Raw genomic sequence first — 15221 nt, forward strand, 5'->3', positions numbered from 1 at the left:
TCCCGAAACGACCGCGATCCGCGTTATCAATCTATATAATTGAAGGAACGAATTGAAACCTCCACCGAAACTGAACCCGATTCATGAGCCGAACGGCCGGGACGGAACACGGGGAAGAGCAGCATCGTGCGGACGACCTGTGGGAGGCGTACGTCGACGCGTCGGGAGCCACCGCGACCGACGAGACGGAGCGTCTCCGGCGGGAGCGGAACTTCTGGCGATCGCTGTTCTGCCAACTCGTCGGCAGGTTCCCCGAGGGGGTGCTGGTCACGACGCCGGATGGAACGCTCACCCACTGGAACGAGACGCTCGAACGCGAACTCGACATCCCGCGGTCGGAGGCGGTCGGGGAGAACGCGTACGACGTCATCGGGACCGAGAACGCGGAGGAGACGCTCGCGGAGACGGTCGCCCGGACCGGTGAGACGATCCAGGAGGACGGGATCAGGGAGGTCCCGACGACCGACGCCATCTTCCAGACGTACGGCGTGCCGCTGTGTGGGCCGGACGGCGCGGTCGCCGGTGCGTTCGAAGTCGCCGCGGACGTGTCCGAACACGTCGAACAGCAACGCGAACTCGAACGGCTACAGCGGCAGGTCAGCGGGGACGTACAGGCGGCACTGGCCGACGTGGCCGACGGAATCGACGACACGGTCGAGATCACGGACGACGTGGAGGCGTTCGCCGAGGAACAGACCGAGCGCATGGAACAGGTCGCCGACGAGGTGTCCGAACAGTCGGCGACGGTCGAGGAGATCGCGGCCAGCACCGAGCAGGTCAGCCAGGCAGCCCAACGTGCCCGCTCCCGCGCCGAGGAGGGCGCCGACACGGCCGAACGGGCCATCGACAGCATGGACGCGGTCAGGGAGTCGGCCGACGGCGCCAGGGCGACGATCGACGATCTCACCGCGCAGGCCGACGAGATGCGGGAGATCATCGACGTGATCAACGACATCGCCGACCAGACGAACCTACTGGCGCTGAACGCCAGTATCGAGGCGGCGCGGGCGGGTGAAGCCGGCGAGGGCTTCGCCGTCGTCGCCGACGAGGTCAAGACCCTCGCCGGGGAGTCCCAGACCCGGGCGAGCGAGATCGAGGAGATGATAACCGAGGTCGTCGGTGCGACCGAGCGCACCGCCCGGGAACTCGACGAAACGACCGAGGAAATCGCCGGCGCCATCGACGCGGTCGGGGCGACCGTCGACGCACTCTCCGAGATCCGACGAGCGATCGACGAGACCGCGACCGGGGCGGCGGAAGTCGCCGACGCGACGGACGACCACGCATCGAGCACCGAGGAGGTCGCGGCGACCGTCGACCAAGCCGTCGACGAACTGGCGACACTCGAAGAGCGACTCGTCGAAGTGAGCGATATCACGGCCCAGCAGTACCGGCAAGTCGAGACGACGGAGGAGACGGTGACGCGGTTAGTCGGGGACGGCGAGGGATCGGCATAACCGGATCCCGGCTCCGACGCCGCGTATCGACCGCCGGACGGGAGCCGACCGTCCGGATCCCGTGGACGGTAGATTAAACACCGGACGCGTCATTCTCGAGGTATGTCGGATCCGGGGCACGTGCTGTACGTCGAGGGGGAGACACGGGCGGGAATGGCCGACGTCCTCTCGAACGCAACCGATCGCGTCGAAGTGCGCGCGGCGTCGAGGGTCGAGGAGGCGCTCGATCTGCTCTCGGCGTGGCCGGCCGACTGTGTCGTCTCGGCCGCCCGTCTCCCGGACGCCCGCTGGCTCGACCTCCTCGAGCGGGTTCGGACGGCCGACGGCGACCGGGCGTTCGTCCTCCATCCAGCCGAGGGGTCTGAGACGCTCGCGAGCGAGGCGATCGGTGCCGGCGTCACCGACTACGTCGCGGATGGCACGTCGATCGACGCCCTCGCGGAGCGCGTACACGCCGCGATAGACGGGACGAACGCGACGTCGCGGGACCGAGGACCGGAGCGTGTCGTCGACCTGGTCCGGTCGATCCAGTCGAAACTCGTTCGGGCACGGACGACCGAGGCGGTCGATCGGGGGGTCTGTGAGGCCCTCGTCGACGCGGACCCGTACGTGTTCGCCTGGATCGGCGACCACGACGGGACGGCCGACGAGGTGGTGCCCCGGGCCTCGGCGGGCGTCGAGATGGGGTATCTCGACGCGATAGAGATCACGGCCGACGGCAGCGAACTCGCCGAGGGGCCAACGGGACGAGCGGTCCGGACGCGGGAACTCCAGGTCGCCCAGAACATCCCGGAAGAGCCGGGATACGAACCGTGGCGGGCGGACGCGACGGAGCGGCGGTACCGCTCCAGCGCCGCGATCCCCCTGGTCCACGAGGGAACGCTGTACGGCGTGTTGAACGTCTACGCCGACCGGACCCGCGCGTTCGACGACGCGGAGACTGCGCTGTTGGGTGATCTGGGCGAAACCATCGCCCAGGCCTTCCACCGCATCCGGCTCCGTGAGCGGTACGAGGCCCAGTACCGGGACCTGTTCGAGGACGCACCGGTGATGATCGCCCTGACGGAGGACACCGCGACCGGACCGGTCGTCGAGGACTGCAACCGGCGGTTCGCCGACAAGGTCGAACGGTCGCGCGACGAACTCCGTGGCCGGCCGCTGGCCGACGTGTACACCGACGAGGCGACGAAACGCCTCGAACAGGGCGGCTACGAGCGTGCGCTCGCCGGCGAGTTCGTCACCGCCGAGCGGACGCTTTGCACGCGGTCCGGCGAGCGACTGGAGACGCTGTTGCAGGCGACGCCGCGGCGGAACACCGAGGGCGACATCGTCGGCACGCACGCGCTCTACGTCGACATGACGGAGCGAAAGCGGGCGCGGGAGGTGATCGACCAGGCCGAGGCGATGGAGGCGTCGATGGACGGCATGGCGATCCTCGACGGCGACGAGTACGTCTACGCCAACCGGGCCCACGCGGATGTCTACGGGTACGACGACCCCGCGGCGATCGTCGGAAATTCTTGGCGAACCCACTACGACGAGGCGGAGATCGACCGGTTCGAGTCGACGATCCTCCCGTCGCTGGCGGAGGGCGAGGAGTGGCGCGGCGAGGCCACGGGCGTGCGCGCCGACGGCAGTCGCTTTCCGCAGGAACTCTCCCTGAGTCCGCTGTCGGACGGGCGGTATATCTGCGTGGTCCGCGACGTCACCGAGCGCCGCCGGTACGAGGAACGACTGGAGCGACAGCGGGACAACCTCGAGATCCTGAACCAGGTGGTTCGACACGACATCCGCAACGACCTGCAGGTGGTGCTCGGCTACGCGGAGTCGCTGCGGCGGTTCGTCGACGGTGACCGCTCGGATCACGTCGAGCGGGTCGTCAGGAGCGCACGCGACGCCGTCGAGATTACGGAGACGGCCGGCGACGTGGCCGAGGTGATGCTCACGGCCGACACGGAGACGGCGTCGATGGGCGTCAGGCGTCCGCTCATCGATCAGATCGAGGAGGTCAGGTCCGCCTACACGGACGCCGTGGTCACGACCGAGGGGTCGATTCCCGACGCGACCGTCAGCGGCGACGAAATGCTCGGCTCGGTGTTCCGGAACCTGCTCACGAACGCCATCGAACACAACGACGCCGCGGTCCGCGAGGTGACGGTCGACGCGCGTCGATCCGACGGCCGGATCGTCGTTCGGATCGCCGACAACGGCCCGGGCATCCCGGACGACCGGAAAGAGGCCATCTTCGAGGAGGGCGAGACGGGGCTCGACAGCGAGGGTACCGGTCTCGGCCTGTACCTAGTCGAGACGCTCGTCGAGCGCTACGGCGGCGCCATCCGGGTCGCGGACAACGAGCCGACGGGCGCCGTCTTCGCCGTCGAGTTACCGATCGTCGAGTGATACCGGCTGCAGGGGTTTTTTCGGCGTCCGGACCGCAGCGACGCGGGTGCGACGCCGTCGACTGCTCGTCGGACTGCTCGGAGCCCTCGCGGGAGCGGGCTGTACCGGCGGGCGGGGCGACCGGATCACCGCGCTGGCGGTCAACCGCGACGACGTCGCCCACCGAGTGACCGTCCGCGTCGTCCGCGGGGACCGGACGGTCGTGGAGAACGCGGTGACGGTGGCGGCCGGCGCGGCGTCCGAGGTGGGCGAAACGCCGTGGCGGCGCGGCCGCTATCGGGTGACCGCCGACGTCGACGGCGAGGCCCGGATCGACCGGTCGTTTCGGGCCACCGAGCCGTTCAACCAACTGGATGTCGTGATCGACGCCGACGGGTCGGCGACGCTGAACCGCGGGCTGGCCGCCTAGCGGTCCGGCGCCCGCTCGCCGGCCGGAATCGTCGTCTCCAGCCAGTTCTCCTCGGGCGGGAGCGGACAGGAGAACGCGTCGCTGAACGCACAGAACGGGGTGTACGCCAGGTTGAAATCGAGGGGAACCCGGTCGCCGTCGCTCACCGTCCCCTCGGGGCTGAGCTCCATGTACCGGCCGCCGTGGTAGGTCTGCTGACCGGTCGTCTTGTCGCGGAAGGGGACGAACAGATCGTCGCGGTCGGCTCCCTCCTGTCGGTAGGCGTGCAGCGATCGGGTGTCGCCGGCGAGGTCGAAGGTCAGGGTGGCGACCCGGAGGTAGCGCACGGTACGGTCGTCGCTCGTCTCCATCTCGACCGGTTCGGGGTCGTCGTGGACGGTCACGGTCGCCTCCACGCGGTAGTCGGGGTCGGGGTCGAAGTAGTCGAGACCGTCGAAATCGTCGCGGCGCTCCGGGGGGAGCGGCGACGCGCGGGCCTCGGCGAAGGCGCGGTCCTTCTCGGCGCGGTTCTCGCGCAGGCGCTCGGCGTAGTCGTCGTCGGTCATACCGTCCGTTCCGGGCCGACGGGTTTCATCCTGTTTATCGTAAGTCGTTACCGGTGGTTCGCCGGAGTCTTGGCGAACCACCGGTACACAGTTACAATAGCCCGGCGGCCCACGTCCGGTGACGCCGACACAACCCGGTATCACGCGGGTCAGGGAACGCATATATCCGTGGCGGGCCTACCCTCGGGCCATGCGAAGCCACCGACGCGACCGAGCGGACGGGCGGGGGGACGCGACGTGAGCGAACCGCACGGAAGCCAGCCGCTCGTGACGGGGGGGACGCCGCTCTCGGAGGCGTCCGCGGCGGCCGTCCTCGTCCACGGCCGAGGGGCGACCGCCAGGAGCATCCTCCGGATGGGCGAGGAGTTCGGCGTCGAGGGCGTGGCCTACCTCGCCCCGCAGGCCGCCGGCAACACCTGGTATCCGAACCCCTTCACCGCCCCCGTCGAGTCGAACGAACCCGGGCGGTCGTCCGGGCTGGACGCCGTCGGCGACGCCGTGAGCGAGGCGAACGACGCCGGCATCCCGACCGAGCGCGTCCTCCTTCTGGGCTTCTCGCAGGGGGCCTGTCTCGCCAGCGAGTTCGTCGCCCGAAACCCGCGACGGTACGGCGGGGTGGCGGCGCTCAGCGGCGGCCTCATCGGCGAGCGGATCGACCCCGCGGACTACGAGGGCGACCTGGCCGGCACGCCGGTCTTTGTCGGCTGTAGCGACGTCGACCCGCACATCCCCGCTGAGCGGGTCCGCGAGTCGGCGACGACCTTCGAGCGCCTGAACGGCGACGTGACCACGCGGCTCTACGAGGGGATGGGTCACACGGTCAACGCCGACGAGCGCGACCACGTGGTGTCGATGCTCTCGGCGCTCGTGGCCTGATCGGCGGTCAGGTCGCCGACTCGTTCGTCCGCAGGTTCTCGTCGAGGAACGTCAGGGTCTTCGCCCAGGCGTCGCGGGTGTCGTTCGGGCGGAAGCTCTCGCCGCTCGGGTTGGCGAAGGCGTGGCCCGCACCCTCGTAGACGTAGATTTCGCGCTCGACGCCGACTTCGCCGAGCGTCCGGTCGAACTCGCGGACGTTCTCGATGCCGACCACCTGGTCCTCGGAGCCGAAGACCCCGAGGACGGGGCCGTCGACGCGTTGGAGGGTGGACTCGTTCGTCGCCAGCGTCCCGTAGTAGATCACCGTCGCGTTCAGGTCGGCGTCGCTCAGGCTCAACTGGAGGCTCTGGCCGCCGCCGAAACACCAGCCGAGGCTGGCGACCCGGTCGGTGGTGTCGGACCGCTCGCGCAGCCCCGACACCGCACGGCTCATCTTCGAGACGGCGACGTCGGGGTTCTCGCGCACCTGGCCGGACAGCCGCGCCGCCTCGGAGGAGTTGGCCGCCACCTCGCCGTCGTAGAGGTCGACCGCGAAGACGACGTAGCCGTGGCCGGCGAGGATGTCGGCCATGTGTTCGATGTTCTCGTTGAGTCCCCACCACTCGTGGATCATGACGACGGCGGGGTACTCGCCGTCGTCGGCCGGCCGGGCGAGGTAGCCGGGCGTGCCGTCGACCGTCGTCCGCTCGGAGGTGATCGCCGAGAGGTTCTCGGCGTCGAAGATGTCGGCGTTGCCGCCGGACGTGACGGCCTGACAGGTGCCGTTCTTCTCGATGGCTCCGGGCTGACAGCCCGTATGCGGGGTCTGGGTGTAGGCCGCTTCGGCCTCGGTTTCGGTCGGCGCCGCCGTCGGCGTCGACGACGGGCGGTCGGTCGGGGTCGACGTTTCGGTCGGTGTCCCGTCGCCGGGGAGCACTCCCGAACAGCCGCTCAGGAGCACCAGCGCGGCGACGAGGATCGGGGCGGTCCGGGGAGTTGACATTTCGTCCGGGGAACGGAACGGATCGGCAAAACCGTGTCGCCGACGTGGAGTCACTGCCAGGTCGTGTAGAACAGGACGGCGATGCCGACGGATTCCAACACCTGAAGGACCATCATGACCTCGACCGCCAGGGGCGGCATCGCCGGGGCATTGAAGTAGAAGTACAGCGCCACGACGTTCTCGGCGAGGAGGAGGGATCCGAACAGGATGAGCCCCCGGAGGATCGACCCCGGAACCTCGCGGTAGTTGCGGATCCAGACGGTCAGCAGGCCGAGCAACAGGACGATATTGACCCCGGCGGCGACCCGCGCCACGTCGACCATCAGGCTCATCGCTCTCCCCCGTCGGTCGACGCTCCCGCTCGTGTGGTGGCTCGGTCACGGATCATTCTCGGAGTTTGGTGAGTATTTCCTCGACGGTGTCCCAGTGGGTTCGGGTGCGGTCGCTCGGCAGATAGACCGTCCCGTAGCTCTCGTCGCCGCTGGTGACGATGTCGTGTTCCTCCAGGACGTCGAGGTGGTGTCTGACGGTGTTGTACGCGAGGTCGAGGTCCTCGGCGAGGCGGTTGGCGTTCCGGGGACGCTCGTCGAGGGCACGGAGGATGCGCGCGCGGTTGGGACCGCCCCGCGTCGCGGCGAGAACCTGCCAGAGCACCACCTCCATACACACGGGCGTTCAAAGGGGAGTCACAAATAACACGCCGGTCCGGGACGGCACCGCGGGGCGGATCGAACGTCGCGAGTGCGGGACCGAGGCCGAGACCGGAACGGGAAGATCCGACGCGGGCCCGCCCGCGGCCGGGGCTCGCGACGGGAAACGTGGTCGGTTCGGCCTGGGGGCGTGGCATACGACGACTAACTCTGACGACCGGGCTTAGTGATTGTGCAAACTCGGACGCAAATCCGACCGGATTCGGGATCGATCCGATTTCGCCGACCGGCGACGACATCCGGCGATTGGAGCCGGATTTTGGCGAGATTCTAGTCCCAGTCACGAAAGTAGTTATTCATCTGTCAGACCACCCCACGACCGGACGATGACGAACCCTTCGGACACGACACGACGACACGTACTCCTCGGACTCGGGACCGTCGCGACGACCGCCCTCGCCGGCTGTGGCGGGAACGGCGGGGACGCGACCGCGACACCGACCGAAACCGAGACCGAAACCGAAACCGCGACACCGACCGAAACCGCGACGCCGACGGAGACCGAGACCGAAACCGAGACCGAAACCGAGACGGCGAACCTCCGGGTCGCTCACCTCTCGCCCGACGCGCCCGACGTGGACGTCTACGCCGACGGGAGCGCCGTCCTCGAGGGTGTGAGCTTCGGCACGGTCAGCGACTACCTCGAAGTTCCGGCCGGCGACAGGCAGTTGCGGATCACCCCCGCCGGCGACGGGGGAACGACCGTCTTCGAGGGCGCCGTCCTGGTCGAGGCTGACGCCGACTACACGGTCGCGGCGGCCGGCGAGGTCGGCGACATGGCCGACCAGCCCTTCGAGCCGCTCGTCCTGGAGGACGACAACAGCACGCCCGCCGACGACACGGCGCGGGTGCGGCTGGTCCACGCCTCGCCCGACGCCCCCGCCGTCGACGTGACCCTGGCGTCGAACGGCGACGCGCTCTTCGACGGCGTCGCCTACGGCGAATCCGGCTACGTCGAGGTCCCCGCCGGCGAGTACACCCTCCAGATCCGGGGCGATACGGAGGCCAACGACGGCGACGTCGTCGCCGAGTTCACGATCGAAGTCGACGGCGGCGAGGTGTACACCGGCTTCGCGGCCGGCTACCTCTCGCCCGACGACGAGTCCGCCGACACGCCCTTCGACCTGTTGGTCGCCCGCGACACGCAGGGCGGGATGCTGGAAGTGACCCAGCCGTCGGACGGGACCGCGAACCTCCGGGTCGCTCACCTCTCGCCCAACGCCCCCAGGGTCGACGTCTACGCCGACGGGAGCGCCGTCCTCGAGGGCGTGAGCTTCGGCACGGTCAGCGACTACCTCGAAGTTCCGGCCGGCGACAGGCAGTTGCGGATCACCCCCGCCGGTGCCGACGGAACGACCGTCTTCGAGGGCGCGGTCACCGTCGAGGCCGACACCGACTACACGGTCGCGGCGGCCGGCGAGGTCGGTGGGACGGTCGATCGCCCCTTCGAACCGCTCGTCCTGACGGACGACAACGCCACACCGGCGGACGACATGGCTCGGATACGACTGGTCCACGCCTCGCCCGACGCCCCCGCCGTCGACGTGACCCTGGCGTCGAACGGCGACGCGCTCTTCGACGGCGTCGCCTACGGCGAGTCCGGCTACGTCGAGGTCCCCGCCGGCGAGTACACCCTCCAGGTGCGGGGCGACACCGAGAGCAACGACGGCGACGTCGTCGCCGAGTTCGACGTGAACCTCGGCGGCGGGACGGTCTCGACCGGCTTCGCGGCCGGCTACCTCTCGCCGGAGGACGACCCCGCCGAAACGCCGTTCGATCCGATCCTCGCCACCGACGCCGGCGGCTCGATGGGCGGGAGCATGCGACGCGAGGCGCCGGCGGGGGCGGCCATCCGGCGCTAGCGGGGCCGTGCGGTCACTCGCCGGCGAGTGCCGCGACGACCGCGTAGGTTCCGAAGGTGGCGACGAGAAGGCCCGATAGCTGCGTGCCGGCGGTGGACAGGAAGCCGACGTCGTACAGCAGCGGCGCGAGCATGAACCAGCCGCCGAACAGGGTCGTGAGCACCGCGGGCGGGAGGCTCACGCGGCCCCGTGCCCGCAGGAGTTGGACGTTCCGAGCGGCGAAGACGACGCCGAGGACGCCGCTCGTGACCACGCTACCGGTGAAGGCCGGCGACGCGCCCGCGACGAGGGGCGTCGCCGCCGCCGCGACACAGCCGAGGACGCCGATCACCGTCGCCGCCGAGAGGAACCGCGAATCCACACCAGGCACGGGCGGACGTTCGACTCGACGGATATGAATGGTCGGTCTACCGCGTCGCCCGGAATTCGCCGTGTTTGACGCCGATTCCGAACGCGAGCAGTCCGAACACGAGCATCGAGGGGGCTACCATCATCAGCGTCGTCCGCAGGGCCATCATCCCGCCGGCGACGAGGCCGGCGACGCCGAGGACGACGATGGCGATGACGGTACCGAGCGCGACCGGGAGGCTGAACTCCATACGTCGAGGGAGTGGCCGGAGTCACATAATAGAGTCGGCGCGCCGGTCGTCCGGGGGGCGTTCCCGGCCGCCGTCCGACTCGATGGACAGCGGGTCGTCCCGCCACTCGATGGAGAGGTGATGGCGCGGCAGATAGGGCGACAGATCGGTGACCGACAGCACGCCCCGGTACCCCTCGTCGTCGACGACGGGCAGGTGTTTGACCCCGGCGGTCCGCATCCGTTCGGCGGCCTCACTCACGGTCGTCTCCGGGGGGACCGTCGTCACCGGCGACGACATGATCGTCCGAACGGACGGGCGACCGTCCGTCTCGGCGACCATCGCCACCAGGTCGGAGGCGGTGACGACGCCGACGACGGATCCGTCGTCCAGGACGGGCAACACCGACACCTCGGGACGGCGGAGGTACTCGGCCGCCTCGGTGACTGGCATCGCGGGCGGGACGGTGGGCGGCGATCGAAGGTCGGCGGCGGAGAGTGTCGTCTCTATCATATCTATTATTGACAATATACCACAGAAACAAAAATATTTCGCACGTTCGTTTTTCTAATGAGATTCAAAATATTCGTATGTAGACTATTATCGCGAATATATTCAATTTTTCTTTCATCGACTGCTCGCGCGGACGTCCCGTCACGGCTCGGTCCGGCCGACGGACACGGCACCACGGACCCCACGGACCACGAACGTCGCGCGAGCGGTTCCGTCCGGGCCGCGGACGGACACGTCGACGGCGACGGCGACGAGGGCGGTGGTGTCCGCTCTGGTCTGTGTGATCACGCCGCCGTTGGCGACGCAGGCGCCGAAGGCGCGGTCCGGGCCGCGGGGACAGCGCACCCTCGCCCACCGTCGTGCCGCGCTCGCGTTGCGGGCTACGTCGACGGTTACCCCCTGGGCCGTCCCCGTGGACTCGACGGCCGCAGCCGTCGCGTCGACCCAGGTGACTGCGAGGTCGGCCGCCTTCCGGTGCTGGTCCGCCGCGGTGCCGTTCGACACCGCACCGGTGGCCTCGGCGACCGTCCGTTCGAGGGCACGCTTGCCGTCGACCAGCGTCGTCCCGACGCGGTCGTCGGACGGGGCGGCCGCGTCGCCGACGTAGCCCAGCTGGGCGTACGCGAGCAGCATCGGCACGAGGGCGGTGACGACGACGGCGGCTGCGAGCAAGACGAGTTGACCGCGGCGGCGACTCATCCGTACCACACCCTGACGGTGACCGGGCCGTGACGCGTCGGCACCGTCGTCGACCCGACAGTCGTTCGCGGCGGGCGCGGGTAGCCGACCGTCCCGTGTGGCGTGCTGATCCGGAAGGCCACGTCCGCGGGGAGCGCGCGGGCGGCCCGCTCCCGGGCGTCGGGACGGAGGCGGTCGAACGACGCCGAGGAGCGGGCGAGCGCGACGAGCCACGCGTCGCCGGTCCCGGGGGCAGGTTCCGAGCCCAAGAGGGTCGCCGTGTCGCGGGCCAGGGCGTCGAGTTGCGGTTCCGCCGAGGGCGCGGGAGCGACGCCGGCGGTGAACCCCGCGGCGACGCCGACGACGAGGACGACGCCGACGGCGGCCTCGACCACCGACAGCGAGAGCTGTCCCCTACGCATCGACGGTCACCGTGAGGACGCGGTCGTCGACGATTCGCGGGCGGTAGGTCACCGCGACCCGGCCGGTCGCGTTCGCCCCGGCGTCGACCCGGAGTGTCGTCGGTTCGTACCGGTCGAGGTGGACCGTCGCCGTGGTGTTCAGCCCGCCGCCGTCGTGGAGGACGACGCGGTCGTTCGCCCGGACGGACCGGAGAGTGGTGTTCGGCCCGGGGTCGAGGGTGACGGTGGCCCGGCCGACGCCGCCGGGGACGGTGACCGTCGACCGCCGGGAGAGATTGGCCCGGATCAGCCGCGGTTCTGCCCGCGAACGGACGACGACCGACCGGCGGACCGTCCACCCGCCGCCCGGCGCACCCCACTCGACGACGGTGCGGTCGTCTAGCGCGACCCGAACGTCACCCGCCCCGGCGGTGGGCGCCAGTTCGCGGAGCCGGCTCGCGTTCAGGGCTGCGACCCGCGAGGCGTTGAGCACGTTCGCCCGGGTCGTGACCGGCGAGTCGGCGGCGGTCAGTCGGTCGGCGGTGGCGGCCGCCGCGTGTCGCTCGATGGGTTCGCGGTCGGCGCCCGCGAGCGCGGCGTCGGCGAGGCTCACGCCGACGACGGTCGCCCCCGTCAGCAGGACGAGGGCGACGACGAGCGCGAAGAGGTTGGTCTGTCCCCTCACGCGAGGATCACCCGGAGGCGACTGCCGTCGCCGCGAATCCTGAGCGTCGCCCGCTCGTCGCTCGACCACGACCCCTCGACCGTGGCGACCCGCCGCGGCAGCGACAGCCGGAGACGCCCCGAGAGGGTCGGATCGGGATGGTCGAGGACGAGCGTGCGGTTCTCGACCCGCAGCCGGTAGACGGCGCCGTCGATGGCGGCCGGGAGGTCGACACGCCGGGACACCGCGGCGCCGCTACTCGGCGGTGGGACCGACGCCTCGATGCGCGCGGCGGTCGTCGCGAGGGTGCGGTCGCTCACCTCCGCGGCGGCCGCGGTCCGGTAGTCGGGGACGACCCCGCCGTGGAGGGTAGCCACCAGCGAGGCGACGTAGAGCAGGACCAACAGCGCCTCCAGCGTCTTGCCGACGACGGGGACGAGCCCGCGGTCGGTCACCGGCCCACCTCCAGGTTCAGGTCGTGGACGAACACGTACGCGTCACGGACGTCGGGGAAGCGCGCGACGACGCTTGGCACGCCGTCGTCGTCGAAGGATCGGCGCGTCGTGGTCGCCCCCAGTTCGGCGAAGTGACGCTCCCAGACCGCCGGAGTCCGGGTTTCGACGGCGATACCGATACCGCCGCCCGACAGCCGTCGTCGGTCGTGAGTGACGTTCGTCCGCAGCGTCACCGTCGTCGGGCCGTCGACCGCCACGGCGTCGGCGCCGAGACGGGAGAGGCCGACGAAGAGCGTCCGATCGCGGATCGACACCGGCGGCGCCGTCCGGGCGCGGGCCCCGGTGCCGGTGTCGGAGACGGTCGTGCCGGCGACGTGACGGACCCGCCGCTCCCCGGCGGCGTAGACGAGGCCGCCGACGGCGTACTCGGCCGCGGGGTCCGTGCCGTCGAGGAGTCGGACCGACCGCTCGACGGTCCGGAGGCGACCCTCGTGCAGCGTGAGTCGGCGCTCGTGGGGACCGCTCCGCTCGGCGTCGAGGGCCTCCCCCATCGCCGTCGAGACGCTGCGGGCCTCCGCGGCGGAGGCACTCTCCTCGACGACCGAGCCGGCCGCGACCGTCAGCGCCGCGACGCTGACGACGGTGACCGCCAGCAGGACGGCCACCCCGACGGGCGTCGACTGGGCGCGCCGGCTCATATCATCCCCACCCCCGCGAACACGGCGTGACAGACGGCGACGAGGGCGCCGGAGTGGAGCAGCGCCTCGTAGCGCCCGCGGCTGGCGGTGCCGGCGAACCACCCCGACGCCAGCATCGTCGCCTGGGTGACGACGTAGAGCCGGTAGCGCTCCCGTGCCAGGTCGATGGCCGAGCCCTCGATGACGTGGCCGCCGGGGCCACGCACCGAGGCGAGTTGTTCGAAGCCGTCGAAGACGTGGATGCCGACGGCGACGGCGATGCCGACGACGAGCAGCGCGGTCGTCCAGCCGACGGCGACGTAGGCGAGCAGGTTCGCCCGGAGGGCGCGTTTCTCGTGGTAGAGCCGGCCGATCTCGGTCTGGAGCGTATCGAAGACGGTACCGGCGTCGCTACCGGCGTCGAGGGCCCCGGTGACGAGGCCGACGGTCTGCTCGGCGAGCGGCGTCCCCACGCGGTCGACGAACCGCTCCAGCGCCGCGGTACGGACGTTCTCGTCGAGGCCCGTCTCGGGGGAGGTGAAGCTCAGGTTGAGCGCGAGGTCGGCCACGTCGGGGTCGAGCGGCCCGAAGTCGACGTCGCGGGCGACGAGTTCCACCGCGCGGGGGAAGGGTCGGCCGAGGTTGACGTGCCCGGAGACGGCGTGGACGAAGTCCTTGATCTCCCGATCCTTGGCGTCGTCGAGGCGGGCACGGCGGACCCCGACGGCGCCGACCGGCAGGGCGTAGGCGGCGTAGCCGAGAAGGGCGACGTCGGCGGGCGGATACGCGGCGGCGACGAGGGCGCCGACGGCGACGAAGGCCGGCAGGATGGCGACGACGGCGGCACTCGCCGGGTTCCGGGTCGCGGAGGCGAGCGTCGGGAGGAGCCCCGGCGGTCGGCGGTAATGGACGGTCTGTCCGGGGGGGCGGAGGCCCCCCACGACGATGCTCGCGCCGACGCCGAGGACGAGCACGAACGCGGCGCTGGCGTAGACGACGACGGCGCGGGGCGTGGTCGTGCCGAGCGGCGTCGCGAACGGTCGCGAGAGACCGGGTGAGATGATGGCGAGGACCGTCAGGACGATCACTAGAAGCGTCGGGAGGACGAGCAACACCATGAACACCTCCGAGAGGAGCTCCAGCAGGCCGGCAGCCCGGTCCCTGGCGCGGTCCTGCCGGTGGGCCAGCATCCGACTCTCCATCCGGAGGTAGTTCGCGAGTTCGGTCTCGCCCTGCTGGGCGTGTTCACTGAACTTCAGGAGGAAGGGTGCGAGCAGCTCCCGGGAGGGCGTATCGCGGGCGATCCGTCGCAGTCCCTCGTGGAGGCTCCCCGTGAGGGCGGCGGTGTTCAGCACCTTCCGGATCGAGACCGCCGTCTCGCCGTACGGGTCGGTGGCGGCCACCTTCCGAAGCATCGTCCGGTGGCCGTCGCTCCCCGAGGAGAGGACGTGCAGGTACCGGACCGCACCGGGCAGGGTCCGCTCGATGTCGTTCCGGCGCGCGTTGGCCAGCCACCGGAGGTAGCCGCCGCCGAGGCGGACGGTCGCGGTCTTGGCGAGGCCCCCGAGTGCGAGGCCGGCGGCGGCCACGAGCGCGGTCGTCGACGGGACGGGGAGGTCGAATCGCGAGACAGGGAGGGCGTCGACGACGCCCGACGCCACCGCCGGCGAGGCGTCGGCGACGACGACGCCGAGGACGACGGTCGGAACCGTCACCGCGAACGCGACCGCCCAGGAGAGGCCGTACACCCGGGCGAGATAGACGTCGAAGCTGAGTCGGAGGTCGGTCCCCCGGTAGCGCTTGCGGTCCCGGACGTGGCGAGCGTCGTCGGCGTGGCGGGCGAAGAGGGCATACAGGACGCGGTCGAGGGTGGCGTCGTGACCGGTCGGTCGCGCGGACGTCCGGGACGTGGCCGCGACCGAACCGCCGTCGGGTTCCGGATCGTCCCCGGCCGGCCGCTCCCCGGTCACGGCCACCCTCCGCGGTGGGGGCGACCCCCCGACCGAGCGTGTCT

At 70.7% G+C, this 15221-nt stretch carries 18 protein-coding genes; 5 read left to right on the plus strand and 13 right to left on the minus strand.

What is annotated here, in order from left to right; translation table 11 throughout:
- The first annotated feature begins 83 nt into the window (after positions 1-83).
- The 3 genes from EI982_RS09845 (at position 84) to EI982_RS09855 (ending at position 4266) form a co-directional block, all read left to right on the plus strand.
- Entirely contained in the window at positions 84-1457 is a 1374-nt protein-coding gene (locus tag EI982_RS09845; RefSeq protein ID WP_157689537.1) for a methyl-accepting chemotaxis protein, read from the plus strand.
- A gap of 102 nt (positions 1458-1559) precedes the next feature.
- The gene (locus tag EI982_RS09850; RefSeq protein WP_157689538.1) at positions 1560-3857 is read left to right on the plus strand and encodes a PAS domain S-box protein; all 2298 of its coding nucleotides are present in this window, start codon (positions 1560-1562) and stop codon (positions 3855-3857) included.
- Positions 3858-3903: 46 nt separating this feature from the next.
- Positions 3904-4266 (plus strand): Ig-like domain-containing protein, encoded by a 363-nt coding sequence (locus EI982_RS09855; RefSeq protein ID WP_157689539.1) that lies wholly within the window; start codon positions 3904-3906, stop codon positions 4264-4266.
- Here EI982_RS09855 and EI982_RS09860 read toward each other — a convergent pair.
- Positions 4263-4811 (minus strand): DUF1684 domain-containing protein, encoded by a 549-nt coding sequence (locus EI982_RS09860; protein WP_157689540.1) that lies wholly within the window; start codon positions 4809-4811, stop codon positions 4263-4265. The genes EI982_RS09855 and EI982_RS09860 overlap by 4 nt on opposite strands.
- A 237-nt stretch (positions 4812-5048) precedes the next feature.
- On the opposite strand from EI982_RS09860, the gene EI982_RS09865 reads away from it, so the two are divergent.
- Positions 5049-5687 carry an alpha/beta hydrolase gene (locus EI982_RS09865; protein WP_157689541.1) on the plus strand — a complete coding sequence of 213 codons (639 nt, stop codon included), beginning with the start codon at positions 5049-5051 and terminating at the stop codon, positions 5685-5687.
- 7 nt (positions 5688-5694) lie between these two features.
- Here the strand turns inward: EI982_RS09865 and EI982_RS09870 are convergent, their stop codons facing one another.
- From EI982_RS09870 to EI982_RS09880, 3 genes are read right to left on the minus strand one after another with little or no spacing between them, the layout of a single operon-like run.
- On the minus strand, positions 5695-6669 hold the full coding sequence (locus EI982_RS09870) for a dienelactone hydrolase family protein (protein WP_157689542.1): 975 nt from the start codon (positions 6667-6669) through the stop codon (positions 5695-5697).
- A 50-nt stretch (positions 6670-6719) separates the two neighbouring features.
- Positions 6720-7001, minus strand: coding sequence for a DUF8036 family membrane protein (locus EI982_RS09875; RefSeq protein WP_157689543.1), 282 nt, complete (start codon positions 6999-7001; stop codon positions 6720-6722).
- A 52-nt stretch (positions 7002-7053) separates the two neighbouring features.
- Entirely contained in the window at positions 7054-7332 is a 279-nt protein-coding gene (locus EI982_RS09880) for an ArsR/SmtB family transcription factor (RefSeq protein ID WP_157689544.1), read from the minus strand.
- Positions 7333-7705: 373 nt separating this feature from the next.
- Here EI982_RS09880 and EI982_RS09885 point away from each other — a divergent pair, with 373 nt between their 5' ends.
- Positions 7706-9241, plus strand: coding sequence for a DUF4397 domain-containing protein (locus EI982_RS09885; RefSeq protein WP_157689545.1), 1536 nt, complete (start codon positions 7706-7708; stop codon positions 9239-9241).
- Positions 9242-9254: 13 nt separating this feature from the next.
- Here EI982_RS09885 and EI982_RS09890 read toward each other — a convergent pair whose 3' ends face one another.
- The 9 genes from EI982_RS09890 to EI982_RS09930 all read right to left on the minus strand — a co-directional run bounded on the left by EI982_RS09890 (position 9255) and on the right by EI982_RS09930 (position 15063).
- Positions 9255-9611, minus strand: coding sequence for a hypothetical protein (locus EI982_RS09890; RefSeq protein ID WP_233255216.1), 357 nt, complete (start codon positions 9609-9611; stop codon positions 9255-9257).
- Between the two features lie 37 nt (positions 9612-9648).
- Entirely contained in the window at positions 9649-9840 is a 192-nt protein-coding gene (locus EI982_RS09895) for a DUF7333 family protein (RefSeq protein ID WP_157689546.1), read from the minus strand.
- A 21-nt stretch (positions 9841-9861) separates the two neighbouring features.
- Entirely contained in the window at positions 9862-10332 is a 471-nt protein-coding gene (locus EI982_RS09900) for a CBS domain-containing protein (protein ID WP_157689547.1), read from the minus strand.
- A gap of 141 nt (positions 10333-10473) precedes the next feature.
- On the minus strand, positions 10474-11031 hold the full coding sequence (locus EI982_RS09905) for a DUF7261 family protein (protein ID WP_157689548.1): 558 nt from the start codon (positions 11029-11031) through the stop codon (positions 10474-10476).
- Positions 11028-11432 carry a DUF7262 family protein gene (locus tag EI982_RS09910; RefSeq protein ID WP_157689549.1) on the minus strand — a complete coding sequence of 135 codons (405 nt, stop codon included), beginning with the start codon at positions 11430-11432 and terminating at the stop codon, positions 11028-11030. Before EI982_RS09910 ends, EI982_RS09905 begins: the two co-directional genes overlap by 4 nt.
- Positions 11425-12096, minus strand: coding sequence for a DUF7263 family protein (locus EI982_RS09915; protein WP_157689550.1), 672 nt, complete (start codon positions 12094-12096; stop codon positions 11425-11427). Before EI982_RS09915 ends, EI982_RS09910 begins: the two co-directional genes overlap by 8 nt.
- Positions 12093-12530, minus strand: coding sequence for a DUF7266 family protein (locus tag EI982_RS09920; protein WP_157689551.1), 438 nt, complete (start codon positions 12528-12530; stop codon positions 12093-12095). The genes EI982_RS09915 and EI982_RS09920 overlap by 4 nt, the downstream gene beginning before the upstream one ends.
- The gene (locus EI982_RS09925) at positions 12527-13228 is read right to left on the minus strand and encodes a DUF7289 family protein (protein WP_157689552.1); all 702 of its coding nucleotides are present in this window, start codon (positions 13226-13228) and stop codon (positions 12527-12529) included. Before EI982_RS09925 ends, EI982_RS09920 begins: the two co-directional genes overlap by 4 nt.
- Positions 13225-15063, minus strand: a complete 1839-nt coding sequence (locus EI982_RS09930; RefSeq protein ID WP_233255349.1) for a type II secretion system F family protein — start codon at positions 15061-15063, stop codon at positions 13225-13227. Before EI982_RS09930 ends, EI982_RS09925 begins: the two co-directional genes overlap by 4 nt.
- Between the last annotated feature and the right edge of the window lie 158 nt (positions 15064-15221).

Source organism: Haloplanus salinarum (assembly GCF_009762275.1).
GTDB lineage: Archaea > Halobacteriota > Halobacteria > Halobacteriales > Haloferacaceae > Haloplanus > Haloplanus salinarum.

Excerpts from the sequence above, each read along its gene's own strand:
- EI982_RS09845 (WP_157689537.1), top strand. The coding sequence starts at position 84 with ATGAGCCGAACGGCCGGGACGGAACACGGGGAAGAGCAGCATCGTGCG.
- EI982_RS09850 (WP_157689538.1), top strand. The coding sequence starts at position 1,560 with ATGTCGGATCCGGGGCACGTGCTGTACGTCGAGGGGGAGACACGGGCG.
- EI982_RS09860 (WP_157689540.1), bottom strand. The coding sequence starts at position 4,811 with ATGACCGACGACGACTACGCCGAGCGCCTGCGCGAGAACCGCGCCGAG.
- EI982_RS09870 (WP_157689542.1), bottom strand. The coding sequence starts at position 6,669 with ATGTCAACTCCCCGGACCGCCCCGATCCTCGTCGCCGCGCTGGTGCTC.
- EI982_RS09875 (WP_157689543.1), bottom strand. The coding sequence starts at position 7,001 with ATGAGCCTGATGGTCGACGTGGCGCGGGTCGCCGCCGGGGTCAATATC.
- EI982_RS09880 (WP_157689544.1), bottom strand. The coding sequence starts at position 7,332 with ATGGAGGTGGTGCTCTGGCAGGTTCTCGCCGCGACGCGGGGCGGTCCC.
- EI982_RS09885 (WP_157689545.1), top strand. The coding sequence starts at position 7,706 with ATGACGAACCCTTCGGACACGACACGACGACACGTACTCCTCGGACTC.
- EI982_RS09895 (WP_157689546.1), bottom strand. The coding sequence starts at position 9,840 with ATGGAGTTCAGCCTCCCGGTCGCGCTCGGTACCGTCATCGCCATCGTC.
- EI982_RS09900 (WP_157689547.1), bottom strand. The coding sequence starts at position 10,332 with ATGATAGAGACGACACTCTCCGCCGCCGACCTTCGATCGCCGCCCACC.
- EI982_RS09905 (WP_157689548.1), bottom strand. The coding sequence starts at position 11,031 with ATGAGTCGCCGCCGCGGTCAACTCGTCTTGCTCGCAGCCGCCGTCGTC.
- EI982_RS09910 (WP_157689549.1), bottom strand. The coding sequence starts at position 11,432 with ATGCGTAGGGGACAGCTCTCGCTGTCGGTGGTCGAGGCCGCCGTCGGC.
- EI982_RS09925 (WP_157689552.1), bottom strand. The coding sequence starts at position 13,228 with ATGAGCCGGCGCGCCCAGTCGACGCCCGTCGGGGTGGCCGTCCTGCTG.